The organism is Streptomyces cyaneochromogenes, assembly GCF_003963535.1.
Taxonomy (GTDB): Bacteria; Actinomycetota; Actinomycetes; order Streptomycetales; family Streptomycetaceae; genus Streptomyces; species Streptomyces shaanxiensis.
Genome location: NZ_CP034539.1, coordinates 6,983,215 through 7,007,598 on the forward strand (window position 1 = coordinate 6,983,215; position 24,384 = coordinate 7,007,598).

At 70.7% G+C, this 24,384-nt stretch carries 19 protein-coding genes; 8 read left to right on the top strand and 11 right to left on the bottom strand.

Features of this window, described 5'->3' with window-relative positions; genetic code table 11:
* Nucleotides 1-48: 48 nt before the first annotated feature.
* On the bottom strand, nt 49-912 hold the full coding sequence (locus EJ357_RS31970) for a 5'-methylthioadenosine/S-adenosylhomocysteine nucleosidase family protein (protein ID WP_126395151.1): 864 nt from the start codon (nt 910-912) through the stop codon (nt 49-51).
* Nucleotides 913-938: 26 nt separating this feature from the next.
* Here EJ357_RS31970 and EJ357_RS31975 point away from each other — a divergent pair, with 26 nt between their 5' ends.
* A complete protein-coding gene (locus EJ357_RS31975; RefSeq protein ID WP_126395152.1) occupies nt 939-1,478 on the top strand; it encodes a hypothetical protein in 540 nt (179 codons plus the stop codon).
* A gap of 236 nt (nt 1,479-1,714) precedes the next feature.
* On the opposite strand, the gene EJ357_RS31980 is transcribed toward EJ357_RS31975, so the two are convergent.
* The gene (locus EJ357_RS31980; protein ID WP_126395153.1) at nt 1,715-2,419 is read right to left on the bottom strand and encodes a DUF977 family protein; all 705 of its coding nucleotides are present in this window, start codon (nt 2,417-2,419) and stop codon (nt 1,715-1,717) included.
* Complete coding sequence (locus tag EJ357_RS31985; protein WP_126395154.1) at nt 2,416-4,209, bottom strand: sensor histidine kinase; 1,794 nt, start codon at nt 4,207-4,209, stop codon at nt 2,416-2,418. Before EJ357_RS31985 ends, EJ357_RS31980 begins: the two co-directional genes overlap by 4 nt.
* Before the next feature lie 189 nt (nt 4,210-4,398).
* Here EJ357_RS31985 and EJ357_RS31990 point away from each other — a divergent pair, with 189 nt between their 5' ends.
* A complete protein-coding gene (locus EJ357_RS31990; protein ID WP_126400328.1) occupies nt 4,399-5,823 on the top strand; it encodes a cation:dicarboxylate symporter family transporter in 1,425 nt (474 codons plus the stop codon).
* 305 nt (nt 5,824-6,128) lie between these two features.
* Here EJ357_RS31990 and EJ357_RS31995 read toward each other — a convergent pair whose 3' ends face one another.
* Complete coding sequence (locus EJ357_RS31995) at nt 6,129-6,569, bottom strand: MarR family winged helix-turn-helix transcriptional regulator (protein WP_126395155.1); 441 nt, start codon at nt 6,567-6,569, stop codon at nt 6,129-6,131.
* Nucleotides 6,570-6,681: 112 nt separating this feature from the next.
* On the opposite strand from EJ357_RS31995, the gene EJ357_RS32000 reads away from it, so the two are divergent.
* On the top strand, nt 6,682-7,314 hold the full coding sequence (locus EJ357_RS32000; RefSeq protein WP_126395156.1) for a maleylpyruvate isomerase family mycothiol-dependent enzyme: 633 nt from the start codon (nt 6,682-6,684) through the stop codon (nt 7,312-7,314).
* 130 nt (nt 7,315-7,444) lie between these two features.
* Nucleotides 7,445-8,941, top strand: a complete 1,497-nt coding sequence (locus tag EJ357_RS32005; protein ID WP_126395157.1) for an AAA family ATPase — start codon at nt 7,445-7,447, stop codon at nt 8,939-8,941.
* A gap of 10 nt (nt 8,942-8,951) precedes the next feature.
* Here EJ357_RS32005 and EJ357_RS32010 read toward each other — a convergent pair whose 3' ends face one another.
* Together EJ357_RS32010 and EJ357_RS32015 are read right to left on the bottom strand one after the other, a co-directional pair.
* On the bottom strand, nt 8,952-9,848 hold the full coding sequence (locus EJ357_RS32010; protein WP_126395158.1) for an aldo/keto reductase: 897 nt from the start codon (nt 9,846-9,848) through the stop codon (nt 8,952-8,954).
* A 1-nt stretch (nt 9,849) separates the two neighbouring features.
* Nucleotides 9,850-10,761 (bottom strand): NAD-dependent epimerase/dehydratase family protein, encoded by a 912-nt coding sequence (locus EJ357_RS32015; protein WP_228472673.1) that lies wholly within the window; start codon nt 10,759-10,761, stop codon nt 9,850-9,852.
* A gap of 45 nt (nt 10,762-10,806) precedes the next feature.
* On the opposite strand from EJ357_RS32015, the gene EJ357_RS32020 reads away from it, so the two are divergent.
* From EJ357_RS32020 to EJ357_RS32035, 4 genes are all read left to right on the top strand, one after another.
* Nucleotides 10,807-11,325, top strand: coding sequence for an Lrp/AsnC family transcriptional regulator (locus EJ357_RS32020; protein WP_175647596.1), 519 nt, complete (start codon nt 10,807-10,809; stop codon nt 11,323-11,325).
* Nucleotides 11,326-11,354: 29 nt separating this feature from the next.
* A complete protein-coding gene (locus EJ357_RS32025; protein WP_126395160.1) occupies nt 11,355-11,741 on the top strand; it encodes a MerR family transcriptional regulator in 387 nt (128 codons plus the stop codon).
* A gap of 14 nt (nt 11,742-11,755) precedes the next feature.
* On the top strand, nt 11,756-12,070 hold the full coding sequence (locus tag EJ357_RS32030) for a thioredoxin family protein (protein WP_126395161.1): 315 nt from the start codon (nt 11,756-11,758) through the stop codon (nt 12,068-12,070).
* Nucleotides 12,071-12,251: 181 nt separating this feature from the next.
* Nucleotides 12,252-14,468: a HelD family protein gene (locus EJ357_RS32035; RefSeq protein WP_126395162.1), complete on the top strand. Its 2,217-nt coding sequence runs from the start codon at nt 12,252-12,254 to the stop codon at nt 14,466-14,468.
* 162 nt (nt 14,469-14,630) lie between these two features.
* Here the strand turns inward: EJ357_RS32035 and glgB are convergent, their stop codons facing one another.
* From glgB to EJ357_RS32060, 5 genes are all read right to left on the bottom strand, one after another.
* Nucleotides 14,631-17,285, bottom strand: coding sequence for a 1,4-alpha-glucan branching enzyme (gene glgB / locus EJ357_RS32040; RefSeq protein ID WP_126395163.1), 2,655 nt, complete (start codon nt 17,283-17,285; stop codon nt 14,631-14,633).
* On the bottom strand, nt 17,282-18,727 hold the full coding sequence (locus tag EJ357_RS32045) for a maltokinase N-terminal cap-like domain-containing protein (protein ID WP_126395164.1): 1,446 nt from the start codon (nt 18,725-18,727) through the stop codon (nt 17,282-17,284). The genes glgB and EJ357_RS32045 overlap by 4 nt, the downstream gene beginning before the upstream one ends.
* 84 nt (nt 18,728-18,811) lie before the next feature.
* On the bottom strand, nt 18,812-20,512 hold the full coding sequence (gene treS / locus EJ357_RS32050; RefSeq protein ID WP_126395165.1) for a maltose alpha-D-glucosyltransferase: 1,701 nt from the start codon (nt 20,510-20,512) through the stop codon (nt 18,812-18,814).
* Entirely contained in the window at nt 20,509-22,635 is a 2,127-nt protein-coding gene (locus tag EJ357_RS32055) for an alpha-1,4-glucan--maltose-1-phosphate maltosyltransferase (RefSeq protein ID WP_126395166.1), read from the bottom strand. Before EJ357_RS32055 ends, treS begins: the two co-directional genes overlap by 4 nt.
* A gap of 299 nt (nt 22,636-22,934) precedes the next feature.
* Nucleotides 22,935-24,137 (bottom strand): S8 family peptidase, encoded by a 1,203-nt coding sequence (locus tag EJ357_RS32060; protein WP_126395167.1) that lies wholly within the window; start codon nt 24,135-24,137, stop codon nt 22,935-22,937.
* Nucleotides 24,138-24,384 lie beyond the last annotated feature (247 nt).

A 24,384-nucleotide genomic window follows, 5' to 3' on the forward strand; every position in this document is an offset into this window, starting at 1 on the left:
GTGGCAGTCGCTCGCGGGACCGGGCCGTGGGCGGTGCCCCTGCTGCCCCTACCGTCGCCCGTCGGTCTTGCCGGTGACCGGGCCGTAGAAGGTGCCGCCCCGAAAGTCGATGTGGTCTCCACCGTACGTCGCTCCGCCGTCCCCGCGCCGATGGGGACCCTCCTCGGAGTCGGAGGAACCCTTGCGGGGCTGGTGCTTGCGCAGCACCCCCACCGTGACCGCGGCCGCCTGCTTGGCGGCGAGTTCCTGTGAACCCGAGGCGTCGGCCCTGCTCTTGCCCTCGTCGGCCCGGTCGCTGATGCCCCGGATCACCAGGGCGTCCAACCGGCCGTTCAGGTGGGCCGCCTGGAGCGCACCGGAGCCCTCCATCTCGATCGCGCCCGCGTCGTTGTAGCTCCGGCGGATGAACCGGGCGATCTTCGACTGGGCGTCCGCCAGGACCACGTCGCCCGTGGCGATCGGCAGGAAGTGCGCCCGCACGTCGGGCATGTCCCGCACGGCGGAACGGGCGGCCTGTTCGAGCGCATGCGAGCCCGGCAGGGCTTTCGGCCGGACCAGGAAACCCTCCGGCGTCTGCTTGCCGCCGTGGATCTCGTAGACCTGCGTGCCCACGACGACGTCGCCGATCCCGACGTCGTCCTTCAGGCTGCCGGCGACGCCGACGAAGAACACGGCCTCGGGACGCAGCCAGTTGATGAGCTGGCTGGTGAGAGCGGCGGCCCGTTCGGCGCCCATACCCAGCTCGGCGATGGCTGCATGCCAGGGTGTGCCGGACAGCCGGCCGATCTCGACTCGTGTTCCGTCGGGGTGGACCCGTTCGTCCCGCTCCTCGATGTGCGCGCGGATCGCGGCGTATTCGAGGGGGAGCGCGGTCAGGACCAGAACGGTGTGTGGTGTCTCCGGCACACTCATAAGGTACGCCGGGGGAAGGGAAGAGAGTGCCGGAACAGGACGTCACCGTAGGGCAGTTGCTGCTCGCCGAGTACCAGACCGTGAAGGACGAGCAGAAGGCGAGGATCGGGTTCCGGGACAACCTGCTGTACGTGACCCTCGCCGTCGTGGCCGCCGTCATCGCCGCCGCGGCCCAGGCCAAGCAGGCGTCGATGCTGCTCGCGCTGCCGCCGGTCTGTGTCGTGCTCGGGTGGACCTACCTCGTGAACGACCAGAAGATCTCGGCGATCGGAGCGTACGTCCGCGAGGAACTCGGACCCCGGCTCGAGGCCCTCGCCGAACCCGGCGGCGGATTCCAGGCGTTCGGCTGGGAGACCGCGCACCGGGGGGACGCGCGGCGCCGCTCCCGTAAGGTCGTGCAGCTCCTGGTGGACCTGCTGGCCTTCTGCGCGGTGCCGTTGGCGGCTCTGGTGCTGTTCTGGGCGGACGGTGGGTCCGGGGCGCTGCTCGTCGTGCTGTCGGCGCTGGAGGCGCTGGCGGTGGGCGGGCTGGGCTGGCAGGTCGTGCGGTACGCGAAGGGGGAGTGAACTCCCGTCGTGAGCCCTACCGTTGAAGGGCGTGACCGACCGGCACCGGGGGGCGGAACGGGCACATGAAGGCGGAGTTGCCGGCGGCCCTGGCCGAGGGCGGTGGGCCGGTGCAGGAGGCGATCGATGCCCATACTCAGGCCCGCACCTTGTCAGCTCTTGCGATCTTCCGCCCACGCTCCGGACGATGCCGCCCGAGCCCGCACCCGAGCCACCACCCTCCCCAAGACCCCCACCTAGCGCCCCTTCTCCACCCCCCTCACCCACCGATAAACGAACTCCGGCCTCCCCACCTGCCCATAGACCGGCTTACGCTCAGCCCTCCCCGCCTCCACCAAATGCTCCAGATACCGCCGAGCCGTAATCCGCGAAATCCCCACAGCCTCGGCGACCCCGGCCGCGGTCAGGCCCTCCTCGGCCTCCCGCACAGCCCCCGTCACCCGCTCCAACGTCGGCGCACTCAACCCTTTGGGCAGCGCCGCAGGCGAGGGTGCCCGCAGCGTCGCCAGGGCCCGGTCCACCTCGTCCTGGCCGCTCGCCTCGCCCACCGACGCGTGGAACTCGGCGTACCGCACCAGCCGGTCCCGCAGCGTGGCGAACGTGAAAGGCTTCAGTACGTACTGCACGACCCCCAGCGACACCCCCTCCCGCACCACCGCCAGATCCCGCGCCGACGTCACCGCGATCACATCCGCGTGATGCCCGGCCGCCCGCAACGACCGCGCCAGCTGAAGCCCGTGCACATCCGGTAGGTGCAGGTCCAGCAGCAGCAGATCGACCGGCGTCCGCTCCAGCGCGCGCCGCGCCTCCGCCCCCGTGTGCGCCTTGCCGACCGCCACGAACCCCGGCACCCGGCCGACGTACATCATGTGCGCGTCCGCCGCGACCGGGTCGTCCTCCACGACCAGGACGCGAATCGCCTGCTCGTCCGAAGCCGTCATACGTCACCTCTCGAAACCACCGCGCCTTCGGAGGCCCCCCCGTCCGCCGACGCGGCCCCGTCCTCGCAATCCGCCCCCTCCGCCGAGGCGTCCTCGCCCGGGGCACCGGGCCCCTCCGCCGAAGCGCCCTCGCCCGGGGCACCGGCACCGGGCCCCACCCCCGAAGGCCCCCCATTGGCCCCTCCCCCCACCAACGGCAACCGCACCTCGAACACCGCCCCACCCCCATCGGCCTCCGTCACCGACAGCGCCCCGTGGTGCCGGCTCACGGCCTGCCGCACCAGTGCCAGCCCCAGCCCCCGGCCCCCCGGCCCGGCCGGCTTCGTGGAGAACCCGCGCTGGAACACCGCCTCGGCGTGCTCGGGGTCCACCCCGGTGCCGGTGTCCGTCACCCGGAGCACCAGTTCGCCGCGCTCGGCGTACGCCGTCACCGTCACCCGTGCCCCCACGCTTCCCTGCGCCGCGTCGACCGCGTTGTCGATCAGGTTGCCCAGTATCGTCACGAGGTCCCGGGCGGGCAGGGCGTCGGGCAGCAGGCCGTCGTCCAGGCGGCTGTCCTCCGTCACCACCAGCTCCACGCCCCGCTCGTTGGCCTGCGCGGTCTTCCCCAGCAGCAACGCCGCCAGCACGGGCTCGCTCACCGCCGCCACGACCTGGTCCGTCAGCGCCTGGGCCAGTTCCAGCTCGGCCGTCGCGAACTCGACCGCCTCCTCGGCCCGGCCCAGCTCGATGAGCGAGACCACCGTGTGCAGCCGGTTCGCCGCCTCGTGGGCCTGGGAGCGCAGCGCATGGGTGAAGCCCCGCTCGGAGTCCAACTCGCCCATCAGGGACTGGAGTTCGGTGACGTCCCGGAGTGTCACCACCGTGCCGCGCCGCTCGCCGCCGGACACCGGCGAGGTGTTCACCACGAGCACCCGTTCCGCCGTCAGGAGCACCTCGTCGACCCTCGGCTCCGACGCCAGCAGCGCCCCGGTCAGCGGCGCGGGCAGCCCGAGGTCCGCCACCGAGCGCCCCACCACATCGCCGGCCACTCCGAGCAGTTCCCGCCCGCCGTCGTTGATCAGCGCCACCCTGTACTGCCCGTCCAGCATCAGCAGCCCCTCACGCACCGCGTGCAACGCGGCCTGGTGGTAGTCGTGCATCCGGCTCAGCTCGGCCGCGTTCATGCCATGGGTGTGCCGGCGCAGCCGCGCGTTGATGACGTACGTACCGACCGCGCCCAGCGCCAGCGCACCCCCCGCCACCCCGATCAGGGCCGTCAGCTGGTCCTGCACCCGCTTGCTGATCGCCTCGACCCTGATACCCGCGCTGACCAGCCCGACGATGTCCTTCGGCGTACGCCCCCCGTCGTAGATCGGTACGACCGCCCGCACGGACGCGCCCAGCGTGCCGGTGTACGTCTCGGTGAACGGCTCCCCGCGCAGGGCGCGCTCCGTGTGGCCGCGGAAGTGCTGGCCGATCTGCTCCTCGTCCGGGTGCGTCCAGCGAATGCCCTCGCGGTTCATGATCGTGACGAAGTCGACGTCGGCGTCGTGCTGGACCCGCAGCGCGTACGGCTGGAGTGCGGCCGTGGGGTCGGCGGTGCGGATCGCCGCCGGTACGGACGGGGCGTCGGCGATCGACTGGGCGACCGCCATCGCCTGCCGGCCCGCCGCGTCCTCGGCCTGGCCGCGGTCGCTGACGTAGGTGAACACCGCGTACCCGGCGACGAGCACCGCTATCAGCACGGCCTGCATGGCGAAGAGCTGGCCTGCCAGGCTGCGGGGCGTCGGAATGGCGGGGATGCGCATGTCGTCAGTCTGCCTCCCTGGCTGATTGTGAACTAAATGAACGGAAGGGTGACCGCCCTCACACAGCAGGAGATAGTCACCGCATCGCTGAATAAGACACCCCCGTCCCCAAGGCGGCGTGACCCCCTCCCCGGGGCGCGGCACCTGATCAGCGAGACCCCCACCCCGGACGTGAGCCGCACGCCGGTGATGCCGACGAAGACGTCAAGGAGGGCAGCCGTGGCCGCCGCCAGTTCCCCCGATACGGCACCTGCCGCACCCGTCGCCAAGCGGGACCGCACGCACTACCTCTACATCGCGGTGATCATCGCGGTCGCCCTCGGTATCGCCGTGGGTCTCATCGCGCCCGACTTCGCGGTCGAGCTGAAGCCCATCGGAACGGGCTTCGTGAACCTGATCAAGATGATGATCTCGCCGATCATCTTCTGCACGATCGTGCTGGGCATCGGCTCGGTACGGAAGGCCGCGAAGGTCGGCAAGGTCGGCGGTATCGCGCTGGCCTACTTCCTCGCGATGTCGCTGGTCGCGCTCGGTATCGGCCTGGTCGTCGGCAACATCCTGGAGCCGGGCACCGGGCTCGCCATCACCGACGCCGTCAAGGACGCCGGTCACGCGCAGGTCGACGCGGAGGCCAAGGACACCACCGAGTTCCTGCTCGGCATCATCCCGACCACGATGCTCTCCGCCTTCACCGTCCAAGAGGTCCTCCAGACCCTGCTCATCGCCCTCCTCGTCGGATTCGCGCTGCAGGGCATGGGGTCTGCCGGAGAGCCGATCCTGCGCGGTGTGCAGCACATCCAGAAGCTCGTCTTCCGCATCCTCGCCATGGTGATGTGGGCCGCGCCGATCGGTGCCTTCGGCGCCATCGCCGCCGTCACCGGGTCCGCCGGTCTCGACGCGCTCAAGGAACTGGCCATCCTGATGGTCGGCTTCTACGTCACCTGCTTCCTCTTCGTCTTCATCGTGCTCGGCGCGCTGCTGCGGCTGGTCGCCGGCCTGAACATCTTCACGCTCTTCAAGTACCTGGGCCGTGAGTTCCTGCTGATCCTGTCGACCTCCTCCTCCGAGTCCGCGCTGCCGCGCCTCATCGCGAAGATGGAGCACCTCGGTGTCAGCAAGCCGGTGGTCGGCATCACCGTCCCGACCGGCTACTCCTTCAACCTCGACGGCACCATGATCTACATGACCATGGCGTCCCTGTTCATCGCCGACGCCATGGGTACGCCGATGGCGATCGGTGAGCAGATCCCGCTGCTGCTCTTCCTGCTGGTCGCCTCCAAGGGCGCCGCCGGTGTCACGGGCGCCGGTCTCGCGACCCTGGCCGGTGGCCTCCAGTCGCACAAGCCCGCCCTGGTGGACGGCATCGGCCTCATCGTCGGCATCGACCGCTTCATGAGCGAGGCCCGCGCCCTGACGAACTTCGCGGGCAACGCGGTCGCCACGGTCCTGATCGGCACCTGGACCAAGGAGATCGACAAGGGCCGGGTCAACGAGGTGCTCGCCGGTCAGATCCCGTTCGACGAGAAGACCCTCGTGGACGACCACGGCCACGACGGCGCCCCGGCCGCGGAGGCGCCGGAACAGGGCGGCGAGAAGGAACTCGCCAAGACCTGACCGACTCCGGCCCGGTCCGGCCCGGTCCATGCTCCTGGCCTCGGCCCGGTCCATGCTCCTGACCTCCGACCGGTCCGGGCCCGTGCTCCGGACGTCCGGCCCCGCCTGAACCGGGGCCGGGCGTCCGGCCATCACACTCCGGGTGGCTGAGTAGCTCCCCCGTCGCTCAGCCGCCCGGTCCACATCGCTGGTCCCGACTCAGGCGTACGGCAACTGCCGTACGCCTGACGGCATTACGGGAGCGGAAGGGGCGGACGAGCAGAGGAGCGGAAGGGACGGGCGGGCCGGCCGGGGTGCCGACGGGCCTAGGCCCACGGATCCGTGACCTCCCGCAACAGCGTCAACGCCTCCCGCAACTGCTTCATCCGCCGCTTCCCGAGGTGCTCCTCCCACTCCTTCTCCACCTCGGCGACCACCGCGTCGGCGACATCCTTGGCCGCCCGGGCCTTCTCCGCCAGGCACACCAGCCGGGCGCGCTTGTCCGTCGGGTCCGGCACCCGGCGTACATAGCCCGCCTTCTCCAGCTGGTCGACCAGGAAGCCGGCCGTCTGCTTGGTGACCTGGGCCTGTTCCGCCAGCTCGGTCAGGCGTGTGCCCTGCGGGCCGATGCGCTGCATGACCCGGGCCTGGGCGGGCGTGAAGTCGTCGAAGCCGGCCTCCGCGAGGGCGGCGAAGACGCGGTTCTCCAGGGCCCGGTAGGGGAGGAACAGGAGCACGCCCGTGTTGAGCTCGCTCTCCACCACCATGTACGGGGCCTCCTCGAATAGCTGTACCGCCGACTGCACTTGGCTTGACTTTGGTCAGAGCCTCTGACTAATTTGGTCAGAGAAGCTTACCACTTTGGGTGGGGTGATTCCCATGGGTGTCGTGCTGGGCGTGGATGAGCGCTGGGCGATCGTCGACCGGGAGCGGGCGAGCCTGGCCGACCTGCTGGACGGGCTGAGCCCCGACGAGTGGGAGACACCCACACGGTGTGGTGACTGGCGGGTGCGTGACGTGGCCGCTCATCTGACCATGGCGGCGCGCTTCACCTACCGGGACGGCGTACGGGAGATGATCCGTGCCCGCGGGAACTGGAACCGGATGATCCACGACTCGGCGGTCCGCGAGGCCCACGCGCCCGTCACCGAGATCGTCGCCAACCTCCGCTCGATCATCGGCTCCCGCGCCCTCGCCCCCACCACCACGCCCCGCGAACCCCTGCTCGACATCCTCGTCCACGGCCAGGACATCGCCCTCGCGCTCGGCCGCGAACGTGCGATGCCCGTGGCCGCCGCCCGCGACGCCGCCGATCGTGTGTGGACCATGCGGTTCCCGCCCCGCCCCTGGCCGCTCCCGCGCGCACGCCTGGTCGCCACCGACATCGAGTGGACGTGCGGGGAGGGCGAGGAGGTCCGCGGCCCGATCGCCGGGCTCCTCCTGATGCTCACGGGGCGCCCCGAGGCAGCCAGGGAGTGGTTCGGGCGCACAGCCACCGCACCGGGGGAGTGAAGGGGCGGGCTCGGGAAGGGCCCACCCCTTCGCGGCCGTTCACGCCCGCCCGCCCGAAATCCTTTGACCCGCCGCCCGTCCGGCCCCAGGCTGGAAGGCCCTGACCGAGGCCGTCCACCAGGAGGCGGGCATGGCGGAAGACGCGTCACCCAACCGACCTCACCAGGAGGCGCCGGCCGTCTCGCTGGAGCAAGTGAACGAACCGTTCTACGAGTTCCTGACGGCGGTCGCCCGCGCACCCCGCAAGGACCAGGAGGACGGCCGCAACCTCAGCGCCCGGCTCATGGCCCACCTCGGGTCCACTCCGGCCGACCGCCCCGTCGTCAAGGCGGCCTACGCGCCGTACGACCTGCCCAACGTCCACCTCGCCCTGGAACGCTGGTTCGCCGCCGACCCCGCCCGCTCCTACGAACTGGTCGGCCTGCGCGGTGCCCAGCACCACGGCGACCTCACCCTCGGCGACATCCTCGACGCGGCCGACCGCTACGACCGCTTCGTGATCGGCGCCGTCGACTACGCCCACCTCCCCGTCGCCCCGGACACCGAGCTGGCCTGCGTCTCCTGCGGGTTCTACCTCGGCCGGGACGGCGACGAACGGTTCGCGGTACTGCTGCGCGGACCGCAGGACGAGTACGGGCGCTACAAGGTCGAGGTCGAGGTCCTCGCGCGGGACAAGGAGTTCGCGGACCGCCTGCTCGCCGGGCTCGACACCCTCGTACGCGAACACAACGTCTTCCGCGGACAGGTGCTCTCCTTCGAGGGCTCGGAGTTCCGGCGCGGCCTCGGCCCCTTCCGCTTCCACCGCCGCCCCCACCTCACCCGCGACGACATCGTGCTCCCCGCCGGCCTCCTCGAACGCCTGGAACGCCAGGTCGTGGGCGTCGCCCGGCGCCGCGAGCAGCTGCGCGCGGCGGGCCAGCACCTGCGCCGCGGACTGCTGCTGTACGGCCCGCCCGGCACCGGGAAGACCCACACGATCCGCTATCTGCTCTCCCACCTCCCGCAGTTCACGGTGGTGGTCCTCGCCGGCACCAGCATCTCCGCCATCGGCCCCGCCTGCGCCCTGGCCCGGATGCTCCAGCCGGCGCTCGTCGTCCTGGAGGACTGCGACCTGATCGCCGAGGCCCGCGACCACGGCGGTGGTGACCAGCCCCTGCTCTTCCAGGTCCTCAACGAGATGGACGGCCTCGGCGACGACGCCGACGTCGCCTTCCTCCTCACCACCAACCGTGCCGACCTGCTGGAACCGGCCCTGGTCCAGCGCCCCGGCCGCATCGACCTCGCCGTGGAGATCCCGCTGCCCGACGCCGAGGGCCGCGCCCGCCTCCTCGGCCTCTACGGCGACGGACTCGGCCTCGGCAAGGACGTCGCGGACGAGGTGGTGGCGCGCACGGAGGGCACCACGGCCTCCTTCACCAAGGAGCTGGTACGGCGCTCCGTACTCATCGCGGCCGAGCGCGAATCCCCGCACACCCGACCGGACGACGTCCGCGCCGCCCTCGACGAACTCCTCTCCGACCAGGACCACCTCACCCGCCGCCTCCTCGGAGTCCAGGGGGCGCAGGCGGACCCGGACATGGCGGACAAGGACGGTGAGGGGGAGTGGGCTCCCACGCCCTCCGGCTGATCCGCGAGCCTCAACCGACCGGCACGATCGACCGGTTCAGCCGCGCCAGCTCCTGCGCCCCGAGCACCAGGTCCGCCGCGCCCGCGGAGTCCCGTACCGACTCCGGACGGCTCGCCCCCGGAATCGGGATCACGGCCGGGGACCGCGCCAGCAACCAGGCCAGGCACACCCGCTGCGGGCTGACGCCATGGGCGGCGGCCACCTCGTGGAAGGCGCCGAAGCGCGCCTCGCCCTCCGTCCGTGACGGCCCGTCCAGCGAGCTGCGCGCGATGCCGCCCAGCGGACTCCACGGCAGGAACGCCAGTCCCAGCTCCGCGCACAGCCGCAGCTCGGCCTCGCCGTCCCGTACGGCGGGCGAGTACTGGTTCTGCACCGAGACCAGACGGTCGCCGAGGATCCGGTGGGCCGTGCGGATCCGGTCCGCGTCCGCGTTGGAGACGCCGGCCAGGCGGATCTTGCCCTCGTCGAGGAGTTCGCGCAGCGCGCCCACCGACTCCTCGAAGGGGACGGCCGGGTCGGGCTTGTGCAGCTGGTAGAGCCCGATCGCCTCGACCCCGAGCCGCCGGAGCGAGGCCTCGGCGGCCGCCTTGAGGTGGCGGGGGTCGCCGTTCACCGTCCAGCCGCCGTCGGCCGGCCTGCCCCGGCCGCCCTTGGTGGCCACCAGTACGTCGTCGGTGTCGCCCCCGTACGTGGCCAGCGCGCGGGCGACGAGGAGTTCGTTGTGACCGGGTTCGGCGCCCGGCAGATGGTACGAGTCGGCCGTGTCCAGCAGTGTCACCCCCGCTTCCAGGGCGGCGTGCACGGTGGCCAGGGCGCGCCGCTCGTCGGGGCGGCCTTCGAGGGACAGCGGCATAGCGCCGAGGCCGATCGCGCTGACGCGGTGGGGGCCGAGAGTGCGGTACCGCATGTCAGACGCCCTTTCCGAGGGTCTCGGCGACGGCCTTCGGGAGCCAGTCCCGGGCGCGAGTGAAGCGGAAACCGAGCCGTGTGGCGCGGGAGTTGTCCATGCCGTAGGCGCGGGTGAAGGCGAACGGGGAGACCTCGCCGACCTCGACGGGCCGGAAGACGGTCCGGCCGTCCGGCAGGTGCGCGGCGATCGCGTCGCACAGCTCCTCGGTGGTCAGCACGCCGTGGGAGGCGGCGTTGACCGGGCCGGTGAAGTCCTCGCCCACCGCCCAGAGGAGGAAGTCGGCGATCTCCTCGACGTGGATGTACGTCGCCGGGTGGTTCACCACCGGCACGGCGATCGGCTCGCCGGAGCGGATGCGGGTCGCGTAATGGGCCATACGGCCCGTGAAGTCGTCGTCCCCGCCCAGCACATGGGCGACCCGCACCGCCACGTACGGGAAGGCCGGGTCGGCGGCGAGGACGGCCTCCGCCTGCCGCTTGCCCTCGCCGTAGTGCGCGTCGAGGAACTCCCCGTCCTCCCAGGGGAGTCCGAGGTCCACAGGCACGTCCAGCGGATCCACGTCGGGCTCGCGCACGGGGGCGATCGAGTCCTCGTACTCGTACACCTCCACCGTCGACGTCAGCACATAACGGCGGGTGCGGCCGGTGAAGACCCGGCGGGCGATCTCCGCCTGCCGAGGGGTGTAGCAGACCTGGTCGACCACGACGTCGAACGTCCGCGAACCCAGCGCCGCCGTCAGGGACTTCTCGTCGCCCCGGTCGGCGACCAGATGGACCACGCCCGGCGGCGGGGCGGCCGACCCCCGATTGAGAACCGTCACACGATCCCCCACGGCCAGCAGCCGCGCGATCAGCCGCTTGCCGAAATAGCGGTTCCCGCCGATGACCAGTACCTCTCGTCCCTTTCGCATGACCATAATTCTCCCGGCCTCACACCACGCTCTGAAGGGGAAGACATGGGAGATCCGGTCAGCACGCCGAAAGAACCACGGCATCTGCGCCCGGCCGCCAACGAAACGCCGGTGGCCTTCGACACCCTGGACCGGCAGATCCTGGAACTCCTCCAGACCGACGGCCGCATCAAGCTGAGCGAACTCGGCCGCCGTGTGCGGCTCAGCCCCGCGGCCGTCACCGAGCGGGTACGGCGGCTGGAGGCGGCGGGCGTGATCACGGGATACGGCGCCCAGGTCGCCCCCGCCCGGCTCGGCTACGGCATCCAGGCCTTCATCCGGGTCAACCCGCACGGCGGCTACACCCTCCGCCACCCCCGCACCCTGGAACTGATCGACCGACCGGAGATCGTCGAGGTCCACCACGTCGTCGGCGAGGACTGCTGGATCCTCAAGGTCGCCGTCGAGGACACGATCCATCTGGAGGAGATCCTGGAGGCGGTCTCCGCGCTGGGCCGTACGACGACGTCCATCGTGCTGTCCTCCCCGGTCCGCACGAAGCCGCTGCTGCCACGCTTGCCCTGACGTCGGCGTCAAGGCTTACGTTCGTACCCATGCGAATCGGCGAGCTGGCCACGCGGGCCGGGACCACGACGCGCACCTTGCGCTACTACGAGTCGCGGGGGCTGCTGCCCGCGCGGCGCGGCGACAACGGGTATCGGACGTACGACGAGAGCGACCTGTTGCTGCTGCGGCAGATCAGGACGCTGCAGGACTTCGGGTTCGACCTGGAGGAGACCCGGCCCTTCGTGGAGTGCCTGCGGGCCGGGCACCCGGAGGGCGACACGTGTCCCGCCTCGCTCGCGGTCTACCGGCGCAAGCTGGACGAGCTGGACGCGCTGATCGGCGAGTTGCAGGCCGTGCGGGCCAAGATCGGCCTGCGGCTGGCGATGGCCGAGGGGGAACCACCGTTGTGCGAACTGGGAGGGCAGGAACTGTGATCAAGGCGGCTGGCGTGGCCGAGGTGACGGACGCGGACTTCGAGGCGGAGGTGATCGGGTCGGAGCTGCCGGTGCTGGTGGAGTTCACCGCCGACTGGTGCCCGCCGTGCCGGCAGATGGGCCCGGTGCTCGGCGCGCTCGCGGCGGAGGAGGGGGAGCGGCTGAAGGTGGTGCAGCTGGACGTGGACACCAACCCGCTGACCACGAACGCCTACAAGGTGCTCTCCATGCCGACGTTCATGGTCTTCCGGGGCGGCGAGCCCGTGCGGTCGATGGTGGGGGCGCGGCCCAAGCGGCGGCTGCTGGAGGAGCTGGCCGACGTGCTGTGATTTCCGTCCGGGACTCTGTCCGGAACACAAGAAATCCCCCGAGCAATTGCGCTCGGGGGATTTCTTTGCGTATATTCAATGGTTCGCGACTTCGGTTGGAATTGGTCGCGAAGAAGTTCAGTGAGCACAGTATATCCGGGCGGGAGCAGAATTGTCAAACACCGAATTTCAAGACGGTGAAATGCGCCGCGAGCAGGAATTCATCGACGACCTGTACGCGCGCGTGGACGCGCTGCGCGGTGACACCGAGGTCTCCGTCACGGACGCGCTCGCCCAGGGCAACACGCCCATGCAGGCCCGGCTGGAGCGGGACATCCTGGTCGCCGAGCGCTCGGGGCTGCTCGCCGCGCTGAACGCCGTGGACGGCTCGCTGTGCTTCGGCCGGATCGACCTCGCCACCGGCGTCACCCATCACATCGGGCGCATCGGCCTGCGCACCGACGACGCCGAGCACACCCCGATCCTCGTCGACTGGCGCGCCGACGTCGCCCGCCCCTTCTACCTGGCCACCGGCCACACCCCGATGGGGATCAGGCGCAGGCGGCACATCAGCACCGACGGCCGTACCGTCACCGCCCTGCACGACGAGATCCTCGACCTCGGAGACCAGGAGCGGACCGGCCACGAGGACCCGACCGGTGACGCCGTGCTGCTCGCCGCCCTCGATGCCGCGCGCACCGGCCGTATGCACGACATCGTGCAGACCATCCAGGCCGAGCAGGACGAGATCATCCGGGCGCCCCACCGCGGCGTACTGGTCGTGGAAGGCGGCCCGGGTACGGGCAAGACGGCCGTGGCCCTGCACCGCGCCGCGTATCTCCTCTACGAACACCGCGAGCTGCTCGCCCGGCGCGCGGTCCTGATCGTCGGCCCCAACCCCGCCTTCCTCGGCTACATCGGCGAGGTGCTGCCCTCCCTCGGCGAGACCGGTGTGCTGCTCGCCACCGTCGGCGAGCTGTTTCCCGGCGTACGGGCGTCGGCGACCGACACGCGCGCGGCGGCCGCGGTCAAGGGGCGGGCCGACATGGCGGACGTGCTCGCCGAGGTCGTACGCGACTGGCAGGCGCTGCCCGACCCGGTGATCGCGATCGAGCACGACCGCGAGATCCTGATGCTCGACGACGACCTGGTGCGGGTCGCCCGCGAGCGCACCCGGGCCGCGAAGCTCCAGCACAACGCGGCGCGCGAGTACTTCGAGGGGCACATCCTCAACACGCTCACCGAGCTGTACGCCGAGCGGGTCGGCACCGACCCCTACGACGGCAGCAGCCTCCTCGACGCGACCGACATCACCCAGATCCGCGACGAGCTCGCCGAGAACCCCGAAGTGTGGGCGGCCGTCGACCAGTTGTGGCCGCGCCTGACCCCGCAGCGCCTGGTCGCCGACTTCCTCGCCGACCCCGTCGGCTACCTCCCCGACGAGGACGCGGCCGCGATCCGCCGTCCGGTGACGCGGGCCTGGACCGTGGCGGACGTACCGCTGCTGGACGAGGCGGCCGAACTGCTCGGCGAGGACGAACGGGTGGCGCGGGCGCTCGCCGAGCGGGAGCGGCAGACGCAGGTCGCGTACGCGCAGGGCGTGCTGGACGTGTCGTACGCGTCGCGGACGTACGAGTTCGACGACAAGGAGGACGAGGACTCGGAGGTGTTGTCGGCGCACGACATCATCGACGCCGAGCGCTTCGCCGAACGCCAGGAGGAGGACGACCACCGCAGCGCGGCCGAGCGCGCGGCGGCCGACCGGACCTGGGCGTTCGGGCACATCATCGTCGACGAGGCGCAGGAGCTGTCGCCGATGGCCTGGCGGCTGCTCATGCGGCGCAGCCCGACCCGGTCGATGACGCTGGTGGGCGATCCGGCCCAGACGGCGGAGGCGGCGGGCGTCGGCTCGTGGCGGAAGATCCTTCAGCCGTACGTCGAGGACCGCTGGGAGCACACCCGGCTCGGCGTCAACTACCGCACGCCGGCCGAGATCATGGACCTGGCGGCGGCGGTCGTACGCGCCGAGGACCCCGACTTCGAGCCGCCGAGCTCGGTCCGGTCGACCGGGGTACGGCCCTGGGTACGCGCCACCGACGACCTGCCCGGCGCGGTGGCGAAGGCCGTCGAGGAGCTCAAGCCGGCCGAGGGCCGACTGGCGGTCATCGCGCCGCGGCATCTGCACCGGAAGCTGGCGGCGGGGCTGGACGGGGTGACGGCGGGTTCGGAGCCCGACCTGACGCGCGGCGTCGTCCTTCTCGACCCGCGGCAGTCGAAGGGCCTCGAGTTCGACTCGGTGTTGGTGGTGGAGCCGGGGTTGTACGGCACGAGCGATCTGTACGTGGCGCTGACCCGGGCGACACAGCGGTTGGGGGTGCTCCACACGGGTCGCCTGCCGAAGGCGTTGACCACCGCCTGAGACGGAATTCGCGGGCTCGGCCCCAGACCCCGCTCCTCAAACGCCGGACCAGGCATTTCAGCCCGTCCGGCGTTTGAGGACGAGGCCCTTCGGGCCCAAGCGGGGGTCTGGGGGCGGCAGCCCCCAGGGACGGGACGGGTAGGGGCGGCGGGGGCGAGAAAACTAGGCCGGGCGCAGCCAGACCGTCGCCAGGGGTGGCAGCGTCAGCTGGATGCTGGCCGTGCGGCCGTGCCAGGGCTGGGGTTCCGGCTTCAGCGGGTCCGGGTTGGTGACGTCGCCGCCGCCGTACCTCGCCGCGTCGGTGTTCAACGACTCGTGCCAGGCCGGAACGTCGTCGGGGACACCGAGGCGGTAGTCGTGCCGGACCACCGGCGAGAGATTCGAGACCGCCAGCAGCGGAGCCCCTTCGGCGTCATAGCGCAGGAACGCGAACACGTTGTCGTCCGCCGCGTCCCCCACCACCCACTGGAACCCGGCCGGATCGGCGTCCCGCTGCCACAGGGCCGGCGTGTGCCGGTAGACCGTGTTCAGGTCACGGACCAGGTCCCGCACCCCGCGATGGTCGGGCTCCGCCCCGTACGCCGGGTCCAGCAGCCACCAGTCCGGCCCGTGCGCCTCGGACCACTCGGCGCCCTGCGCGAACTCCTGCCCCATGAACAGGAGCTGCTTGCCGGGGTGGGCCCACATGAAGCCCAGGTACGCGCGGTGGTTGGCGCGCTGCTGCCACCAGTCGCCCGGCATCTTCGACACCAGCGACCGCTTGCCGTGCACGACCTCGTCGTGGGAGATGGGCAGGACGTAGTTCTCGCTGTACGCGTACACCATCGAGAACGTCATCTCGTTGTGGTGGTACTTGCGATGCACCGGCTCCTTGGCCATGTACTCCAGCGAGTCGTGCATCCAGCCCATGTTCCACTTCAGCCCGAAGCCGAGGCCCCCGAAGCCGCCAGGCCCCGCCACGTGCGTCGGACGCGTCACGCCGTCCCAGGCCGTCGACTCCTCCGCGATGGTCACCACCCCCGGCACCCGCCGGTACACCGTCGCGTTCATCTCCTGCAGGAACGCCACCGCGTCCAGGTTCTCCCGCCCGCCGTGCTCGTTCGGCACCCACTGCCCCGGCTCACGCGAGTAGTCCAGGTAGAGCATCGACGCCACCGCGTCCACCCGCAGCCCGTCGATGTGGAACTCCTCGCACCAGTAAAGGGCGTTGGCGACAAGGAAGTTGCGCACCTCGCGCCGCCCGAAGTCGAACTCCAGCGTGCCCCAGTCGGGGTGCGCGGACTTGAGCGGATCCTCGTGCTCGTACAGCGGACGCCCGTCGAACTCGGCCAGCGCCCAGTCGTCGCGCGGGAAGTGCGCAGGCACCCAGTCCATCAGGACCCCGATGCCGGCCTGGTGCAGGGCGTCCACCAGGTACTTGAAGTCGTCGGGGGTGCCGAGGCGGGCCGTGGGCGCGTAGAAGCCGGTGACCTGGTAGCCCCAGGAGCCGCCGAAGGGATGCTCGGCGACCGGCATCAGCTCGACGTGGGTGAAGCCGAGGTCCTTGACGTACGCGGGGAGCTGATCGGCGAGTTGGCGATACGTCAGTCCGGGCCGCCAGGACGCCAGATGCACCTCGTACACCGAGAACGGCGCCTCGTGCGTCGGGACCTCCCCGCGCCGCGCCAGCCACGCCGCGTCGCCCCACTCGTGGTGCGAGGCGTGCACGACGGACGACGTGTTGGGCGGGGCCTCGGTCCGGCGGGCGAGCGGGTCCGCGCGCAGCGTCTTCGAGCCGTCCGGCCGGGTGATCTCGAACTTGTACAGCTCACCCTCGCCGATGCCGGGCACGAACAGCTCCCAGACCCCGGAACCGCCGAGCGAGCGCATCGGATAGCCGGTGCCGTCCCAGAAGTTGAAGGTGCCGGCCAGGGACAGGCCCCGCGCGTTCGGCGCCCACACCGTGAAGCGGGTGCCGGTCACGCCCTGGTGCGTCATCGGCTCGGCACCGAGCGCCCGCCACAGCTCCTCGTGCCGTCCTTCGCCGATCAGATGCAGATCGAGCTCGCCCAGCGCGGGCAGGAAACGGTACGCGTCCTCGGTCTCCTGCACCGTCCCCTCGTACGCCACGAGGAGCCTGTACTCCTCCGGCACCTCCCGCAGTGGCACAAGCCCCGAGAAGAAGCCCTCCCCGTCGTCGTGCAGCTCGGCCCGGACGGTGCCGACGACGACGGTCACCGACAGGGCGTACGGCTTGAAGGCCCGGAAGGCGACACCGCCGGGCACGGCGTGTGCGCCGAGGACGGAGTGCGGGTCGTGGTGGGTGCCGGCGAGGAGCCGGTCGCGGTCGGCCGCGTCGAGGGCCGGGGAGACGGCGACCTCCACGGGATCGGCCGGCTTCGGGATCGCCTTCTGGGCCGGGATCTTCTTCTGCGCCGCCTTCTGCGCGGGGATCCTCTTGGCGGCGTCCTTCTTTCCGGGGGTGCTCTTCGACGCCGTGGTCTTCGCCGAAGTGCTCTTCGCGGCGGTCGTCTTCGCCGCCGTGGCCTTCTTCGTCACAGCTTTCTTCGTCACGGCCTTCTTTGTCACGGCCTTCTTCGCCACCGCTTTCTCGGCGGCGGCCTTCTTCGCCGTGGCTTTCTTGGCCGGGGCCTTCTCCGCGGGGGTCTTCTTGGCGGCGGCCTTCTTCGTCGCCTTCTTCGCCGCCCCCTTCTTCATGGCCTCCGCGGCCTTCTCTACGGCCTTCGCCGTTTTCGCGGCGCGCGTCACCTGCTCGGGCGGCTTCTCGGCCGTCTTCTTCGGGTCCGAATCGCTGGAGGGAGTGGTGCGGGGGGTCACGGGCGGGGCCTCCTGGGCGAAGGTGGGGATGGGAGAGGGGAGGGGGACGGGGTGCCGCTGTCCGTGGCGAGGCGGCGTATGGCCGACAGCGGTACCGGGAGCCAGTCGGGGCGGTGGCGGGCCTCGTAGACGACCTCGTAGATCGCCTTGTCGGTCTCGTACGCGCGCATCAGCACCGGATCGGTCCGCGGGTCGACGCCGCTGACCTGTGCGTACCCGGAGCAGTACGCGGCCCGGCAGGCGTCGGCCCAGCCGGGTATCGGCGGGTCGGCCGAGTGGGCCGCGTAGTCGAAGGAGCGCAGCATCCCCGCCACGTCCCGCACCGGCGGCTGCGGCATCCGCCGCTCGGCCAGCGACTTCGACGGCTCGCCCTCGAAGTCGATGAGCCACCACTGCCCGGCGGGCGAGCGCAGGCACTGCCCGAGGTGCAGGTCGCCGTGGATGCGCTGGGCGGTCCAGGTGTACCCCTCGGCGGCCAGGCCGGCCAGCGCCTCGAAGGCCGAGCGCAGACCGGGCGCGTACGGCCGGAGCGCGGGCACCGCCTGCGCGGCCGCCTCCAGCCGCTCGACCATGCCGTCGACCAGCTGCTGCACCTGCGTATGGCCCAGGGTCACGGTCGGCAGCGTACGGGCCAGCGCCGTGTGCACCTCGGCGGTGGCGCGCCCGAGCGCCCGTGCCGCGGTGGCGAAGTCCTCGCCCTTGGCGAGCTCGCGCAGCGCCAGCTCCCAGCCGTCGGCCGCGCCCTGCACGAAGGGCTGGAGCACGCCGAGGACGTACGGTTCACCGGCCAGCTCGGCGCGGATCCACGCCGTCGGCGCGGGCACCCGGTCGCAGCCCTCGCGGGCCAGGGCCAGCGGGAGCTCCAGGTCGGGATTGACGCCGGGCACGACCCGGCGCAACAGCTTCAGGATGAACGTATCGCCGTAGACGACCGAGGAGTTCGACTGCTCGGAGGTGACCAGGCGCGGCACCAGGCCGGAGCGGATCTCCCGGCTCTCGTCCCGTTCGAAGCGCAGTCCGCCGATCCGGGCCCCGGTGCGCAGTGCCTCCAGGAGCAGCTCGGCGGGGCGGGTGTCGTACAGGGCGTCGTACACGGTGCGTCCGGCGAGCGGGCCCTCGGCCACATGCCCGATCAGCGCGGGCGCCAGCCGGGGTGGTAGCGCCTCGCGCTCCCCTATGAGGAGTTGATAGCAGTCCGCGGGCTGCTCCGGGGAGCCCGGCACGGGCGCCAGGGGCTGATGGGCGCGCACCAGCAGGTGGTACAGGCCCAGTTTGCCGCCGGGCGGCAGCAGCTCGGTGGCCGCCACCAGCGAGAACCCGGTGACCGGACGCCCCTTGCCCGCGAACCAGCGCTGCCGCGGCAGCCACTCCCTGAGCAGTGGATCCAGCGACGCAAGGAGACCCGGCGAGGTCGTAAAGGTACGGGTGACGGCTTCCGACATGGCGTCGCGTCCTTTCCCCGGGAGGTCGGGGTGTTACTCATGCGTGCCCCGGGCGGGGCGGGAGAAACCGCCCCGCCCGGGCTCTCAGGCGGCGTCCTTGCGCAGCCGGAACCAGTAGAAGCCGTGACCACCGAGCGTCAGCAAGTACGGCAGCTCACCGATGGCCGGGAATCGCACCCCGCCGAACAGCTCCACCGGATGTCGTCCGTTGAACCTGCGCAGGTCCAACTCCGTCGGCTGGGCGAACCGGGAGAAGTTGTTCACGCACAGGACGAGATCGTCCTCGTATTCCCGCAGGAAGGCGATCACGGCCGGATTCGACGACTGGAGTTCCGTGTAGGTGCCGAGTCCGAAAGCGGGGTTCTGCTTGCGGATCTCGATCATCCGGCGCGTCCAGTGCAGGAGCGAGGACGGGGAGGCCATCGACGCCTCGACGTTGGTCACCTGGTAGCCGTAGACCGGGTCCATGATCGCCGGCAGGAACAGCCGCCCCGGGTCACTGGACGAGAAGCCCGCGTTGCGGTCCGGGGTCCACTGCATGGGCGTGCGGACGGCGTCGCGGTCGCCGAGCCAGATGTTGTCGCCCATGCCGATCTCGTCGCCGTAGTAGAGGATCGGCGAGCCGGGGAGCGACAGCAGCAGGGCGGTGAACAGCTCGATCTGGTTGCGGTCGTTGTCGAGGAGCGGGGCGAGGCGCCTGCGGATACCGATGTTGGCGCGCATACGCGGGTCCTTCGCGTACTCCGCGTACATGTAGTCGCGTTCCTCGTCGGTGACCATTTCGAGGGTCAGCTCGTCGTGGTTGCGCAGGAAGATGCCCCATTGGCAGCCGGAGGGGATGGCCGGGGTCTTGGCGAGGATTTCCGAGACCGGGTAGCGGGATTCCCGCCGTACGGCCATGAAGATCCGCGGCATCACCGGGAAGTGGAAGGCCATGTGGCACTCGTCGCCGCCGCTGCGGAAGTCGCCGAAATAGTCGACGACGTCCTCCGGCCACTGGTTGGCCTCCGCCAGCAGCACCGTGTCCGGGTAGTGGGCGTCGATCTCCTTGCGGACCCGCTTGAGGAACTCATGGGTCGCCGGCAGGTTCTCGCAGTTGGTGCCCTCCTGCGCATACAGATACGGCACGGCATCGAGCCGGAAGCCGTCGATTCCCAGGTCCAGCCAGAACCGCAGGGCGGAGATGATCTCCTCCTGCACGGTCGGGTTCTCGTAGTTGAGATCCGGCTGGTGGGAGAAGAAGCGGTGGAAGAAGTACTGCTTGCGGACCGGGTCGAAGGTCCAGTTGGAGGCCTCGGTGTCGACGAAGATGATGCGCGCGTCGCCGTATGCCTTGTCGTCGTCGGCCCACACGTAGTAGTCGCCGTAGGGGCCGTCGGGGTCTTTCCTCGACTCCTGGAACCACGGGTGCTGGTCGCTGGTGTGGTTCATGACGAAGTCGATGATGACCCGCATTCCGCGCTGGTGGGCGGAGTCCACGAATTCCACGAAGTCGGCGAGGTCGCCGAATTCGGGGAGTACGGAGGTGTAGTCGGAGACGTCGTAGCCGCCGTCCCTCAGCGGTGACTTGAAGAAGGGCGGCAGCCACAGGCAGTCGACGCCGAGCCATTGCAGGTAGTCGAGTTTGGCCGTCAGGCCTTTGAGGTCGCCGACGCCGTCGCCGTTGCTGTCCTGGAAGGAGCGGACCAGGACCTCGTAGAAGACGGCGCGCTTGAACCAATCCGGGTCACGATCCTTGGCAGGCGTGTCCTCGAAGGTGTCCTGAACGGGCTCGTTGACGATCATTTTGTGGGTGACCCTCCGATCTGCGGGGTGGACGGTCGCAGAACACGAAAGATGTGCGCGGGCTCGCGGCCCGGCTCAAGGCGCACATAGTTGGTCCTGCCCCAGTGATAGGTCTCGCCGGTGAGCTCGTCGCGCACCGGCACCGACTCGTGCCAGTCCAGGCCGAGTTGCGGCATGTCCAACGAGACCGTGGCCTCCTGGGTGTGGTGGGGGTCGAGGTTGGCGACCACCAGAACCGTGTTCGATCCCTGCCGTTTGGAGTAGGCGATGAGGGCGTCGTTGTCCACGTGATGGAAGTGCAGATCGCGCAGCTGCCGCAGGGCGGGGTTCGCGCGCCGGACGGCGTTGAGCTTGGTGAGGAGCGGCGTGATCGTACGTCCCTCCCGTTCGGCGGTTTCCCAGTCGCGGGGGCGCAGCTGGTATTTCTCCGAGTGGAGGTACTCCTCGCTGCCGTTGCGCAGGGGGGTGTTCTCGCACAGTTCGTAGCCGCTGTAGATGCCCCAGGTGGGGGAGAGGGTGGCGGCGAGGACGGCGCGGACCTCGAAGGCGGGGCGGCCGCCGTTCTGGAGGTAGGCGTGCAGGATGTCGGGGGTGTTGACGAAGAAGTTCGGCCGCATGTAGGCCGCCGCCTCACCCGACAGCTCCGTCAGGTACTCGGTGAGTTCCTGTTTGGTGTTGCGCCAGGTGAAGTAGGTGTAGGACTGCTGGAAGCCGATCTGGGCCAGGGTGTGCATCATCGCCGGGCGGGTGAAGGCCTCGGCGAGGAAGATGACGTCGGGGTCGGTGCGGTTGATGTCGGCGATCACCCGCTGCCAGAAGACGACCGGTTTGGTGTGCGGATTGTCCACGCGGAAGATCCGCACCCCGTGGTCCATCCAGTGCCGCAGGACGCGCAGCGTCTCTGCGGTCAGGCCGTCCATGTCGGCGTCGAAGGCGATGGGGTAGATGTCCTGGTACTTCTTCGGCGGGTTCTCGGCGTAGGCGATGGTGCCGTCGGGGCGGTGGTGGAACCACTCGGGGTGTTTGTGGACCCAGGGGTGGTCGGGCGAGCACTGCAGGGCGAAGTCGAGGGCGATCTCCAGGCCGAGTTCCCGCGCGGCGGCCACGAAGGCGTCGAAGTCCTCGAGGGTGCCGAGGTCGGGGTGGACGGCGTCGTGGCCGCCTTCGGGGGAGCCGATCGCCCAGGGCACACCGACGTCGTCGGGGCCCGCGGACAGGGTGTTGTCGGGGCCCTTGCGGAAGGTGGTGCCGATGGGGTGGATGGGCGGGAGGTAGACGACGTCGAAGCCCATCGCGGCGATCGCGGGCAGCCGGCGGGCGGCGGTGGTGAAGGTGCCGTGCGGCTGCTCGGGGGTGCCTTCGGAGCGGGGGAAGAACTCGTACCAGGAGCCGTACAGGGCCCGTTCGCGTTCGACCAGCAGGGGCAGCGGGTCCGACACGGTGACCAGGTCCCGCAGCGGATACCGCCCCAACACCGCGTCCACCTCGGGCGTCGACGCGGCCGCCAACCGCCAGGCGGCCGGGCGGCTCTCGTCCCGCAGCGCCTCCACGGCGGCGGCGATCACCTGCTCGCCCTGACCCTCGGGCACTCCGGCGGCCGCACGCTCGTACAGCCGCGCGCCCTCCTCCAGGACGAGGTCGGTGTCCATCCCGGCCGGGATCTTGATCTGCGCGTGGTGCCGCCAGGTGGCGACCGGATCGCCCCAGGCCTCGACCCGGTACGTCCAGTGGCCGGGCTCGCCGGCGGTGACGTCGGCGCCCCAGCGGTCGGTGCCCGGGGCGAGTTCGCGCATCGGCGTCCACGGGCCGGGGCGGCCGTCCGGGCCGGTCAGCACGACATTGGCGGCTACGGCGTCATGGCCCTCGCGGAACACGGTCGCCGAGATCTCGAAGGTCTCGCCGGTCACCGCCTTCGCGGGCCTGCGCCCGTGCTGGACGATCGGGCGGACGTCGAGGACGGGTATGCGCCCGACGCCGCCGGCCGTGTCGCGCGCGGGGGGTCGCTCCGCGGCGGGCGGTCCGGTGTCGGCGGTGACGGCGCGGGGGATGGGGGGTGCTTCGGTGCGGGACGTCGGGGGTGAGGACGTCAGGGGTGAGGTCGACTGGTGGTGCATGGCGGGCATGACCGCTCCTGTCCGCGTCAACGTGGGTGGGCGGATGGCTGTGGGGAGGTGGGTCCTGCGGGGTCCTGCGGGGGTGCTGCGAGGTCCTGCGTGGTGCTGTGGGGTCCTGCGTGGTGGTGCGGGGTGTTTCCCCGGTGCGCCCGGGGGCGCACGGGTGGGGTGTACCGCTGGAGCCTTCCCACCCTATTCGGGTGGGCAATCCGGCACTTTGTTAACTACTCACGCGTATGTCTACGCACAAGACCGGCCCCGTTCCACAGGAACGGGGCCGGTACCCGCACTTCGCCGGGAAGAGACCGCTACGAGCCCGGTACCTGCAGGAGTTTGTTCGGCGAGCCGAGCCCGCGCCCGGAGACCTTGCCGGACACGGCCTGGGCCACCAGCGCCTTGGACACCTGTGCGGGACGCGCCTTGGGATGGTCGGCCAGATAGAGCGCGGCCACGCCCGCCACGTGCGGCGACGCCATCGACGTACCCGAGTAGGTCGCCTTGCTCGTGTCGCTCGCGTAGGACGCCGACGTGATCCCGACACCCGGGGCGAACAGGTCCAGCGCCGAGCCGAAGTTGGAGAAGCTCGCCTTGGCGTCCTTCTTGTCGGTGGCGCCGACGGTGATGGCCTCCTTCACCGCCGCGGGGGAGTAGAGCCCCGCCGGCAACCCGTCGTTGCCCGCGGCCACCGTGTAGGTGACGCCGGACGCGATGGAGTTGCGTACGGCGGCGTCCAGCTGCGCGTTCCGGTAGCCGCCGAGGCTGAGGTTGGCGACGGCCGGCTTCTTGGCGTGCCTGGTCACCCAGTCGATGCCCGCGATGACATCGGCGGTGGTGCCGCCACCGGCGTTGTCGAGGACCCGTACGGCGACGACCTTGGCGTTCTTGGCGACGCCGTACTTGCTGCCCGCGATGGTGCCGGCGACATGGGTGCCGTGGCCGTTGCCGTCACTCGCGGTCCTGTCGTCGCCGACGAAGTCCCAGCCGTAGCTCGCCCGGCCGCCGAAGTCCTTGTGCGAGATGCGGATGCCGGTGTCGATCACGTAGACCGTCGCGCCGGTGCCCGCGGACTCCGGCCAGGTGTAGCTGTTGTCCAGCGGAAGGTTGGCCTGATCGATGCGGTCGAGCCCCCAGGACGGCGGATTCTTCTGGCTGTGGTCCAGGGTCACGCGGGTGTCCTGGACGACCGAGGCGACGCGGGAGTCCGCCGCGAGCCGCTTGGCCTGTCTCTCGTCGGCCCGGATGGCATAGCCGTTGAGGACGGTGCCGTAGGTGTGGCTTATTTTCGCCCCGTACTTCTCGGCGAGACTCTTTCCCGCCGCCGACGGAGCCTTCGTTCCCCCCTTGAGTGTCACCACGTAACTGCCACCGACGGAGCCGGGTTCCCCGGCGCCGAGTATCTGCCCCTCCGATGCGGCGTGCGCGGGCATGCCGGTGGCCGAAAGCGCGGCGACACAGGTCACCGCGGTCAGCCCACCCGCCCAGCGCAGACGCCGTATGCGCGTCCGTGCCATGGTGTGAGTTCCCCTCCTCAACTCGGCGCACGGCGGCCCCGGATCGCCGGGTGCACCTGGCGTGGACCGGTGCGCCGATGTCACCCTCTCGTGAGGTGAGAAGTCGCCACAAGGACGCCTACGGGGGCGGAATCGGCCAAATCGGCCATGGGGGATCTGTAAAGGTTGCGGCTGCTTTCGGACGAAGGTGCTCATCGCTCCTTGCTTGACAGTCACTTGATCGCCGCAAAACGCACGGTGGTTACCA

Excerpts from the sequence above, each read along its gene's own strand:
- EJ357_RS32015 (WP_228472673.1), bottom strand. The coding sequence starts at position 10,761 with ATGCGAAAGGGACGAGAGGTACTGGTCATCGGCGGGAACCGCTATTTC.
- EJ357_RS31985 (WP_126395154.1), bottom strand. The coding sequence starts at position 4,209 with ATGCGCATCCCCGCCATTCCGACGCCCCGCAGCCTGGCAGGCCAGCTC.
- EJ357_RS31995 (WP_126395155.1), bottom strand. The coding sequence starts at position 6,569 with ATGGTGGTGGAGAGCGAGCTCAACACGGGCGTGCTCCTGTTCCTCCCC.
- EJ357_RS32035 (WP_126395162.1), top strand. The coding sequence starts at position 12,252 with ATGCGCCGCGAGCAGGAATTCATCGACGACCTGTACGCGCGCGTGGAC.
- EJ357_RS32020 (WP_175647596.1), top strand. The coding sequence starts at position 10,807 with ATGGGAGATCCGGTCAGCACGCCGAAAGAACCACGGCATCTGCGCCCG.
- EJ357_RS31980 (WP_126395153.1), bottom strand. The coding sequence starts at position 2,419 with ATGACGGCTTCGGACGAGCAGGCGATTCGCGTCCTGGTCGTGGAGGAC.
- EJ357_RS32000 (WP_126395156.1), top strand. The coding sequence starts at position 6,682 with ATGGGTGTCGTGCTGGGCGTGGATGAGCGCTGGGCGATCGTCGACCGG.
- EJ357_RS31990 (WP_126400328.1), top strand. The coding sequence starts at position 4,399 with ATGCCGACGAAGACGTCAAGGAGGGCAGCCGTGGCCGCCGCCAGTTCC.
- EJ357_RS31970 (WP_126395151.1), bottom strand. The coding sequence starts at position 912 with ATGAGTGTGCCGGAGACACCACACACCGTTCTGGTCCTGACCGCGCTC.
- EJ357_RS32060 (WP_126395167.1), bottom strand. The coding sequence starts at position 24,137 with ATGGCACGGACGCGCATACGGCGTCTGCGCTGGGCGGGTGGGCTGACC.
- treS (WP_126395165.1), bottom strand. The coding sequence starts at position 20,512 with ATGATCGTCAACGAGCCCGTTCAGGACACCTTCGAGGACACGCCTGCC.
- EJ357_RS32010 (WP_126395158.1), bottom strand. The coding sequence starts at position 9,848 with ATGCGGTACCGCACTCTCGGCCCCCACCGCGTCAGCGCGATCGGCCTC.
- EJ357_RS32045 (WP_126395164.1), bottom strand. The coding sequence starts at position 18,727 with ATGTCGGAAGCCGTCACCCGTACCTTTACGACCTCGCCGGGTCTCCTT.
- EJ357_RS32025 (WP_126395160.1), top strand. The coding sequence starts at position 11,355 with ATGCGAATCGGCGAGCTGGCCACGCGGGCCGGGACCACGACGCGCACC.
- EJ357_RS32055 (WP_126395166.1), bottom strand. The coding sequence starts at position 22,635 with ATGCCCGCCATGCACCACCAGTCGACCTCACCCCTGACGTCCTCACCC.
- EJ357_RS32005 (WP_126395157.1), top strand. The coding sequence starts at position 7,445 with ATGGCGGAAGACGCGTCACCCAACCGACCTCACCAGGAGGCGCCGGCC.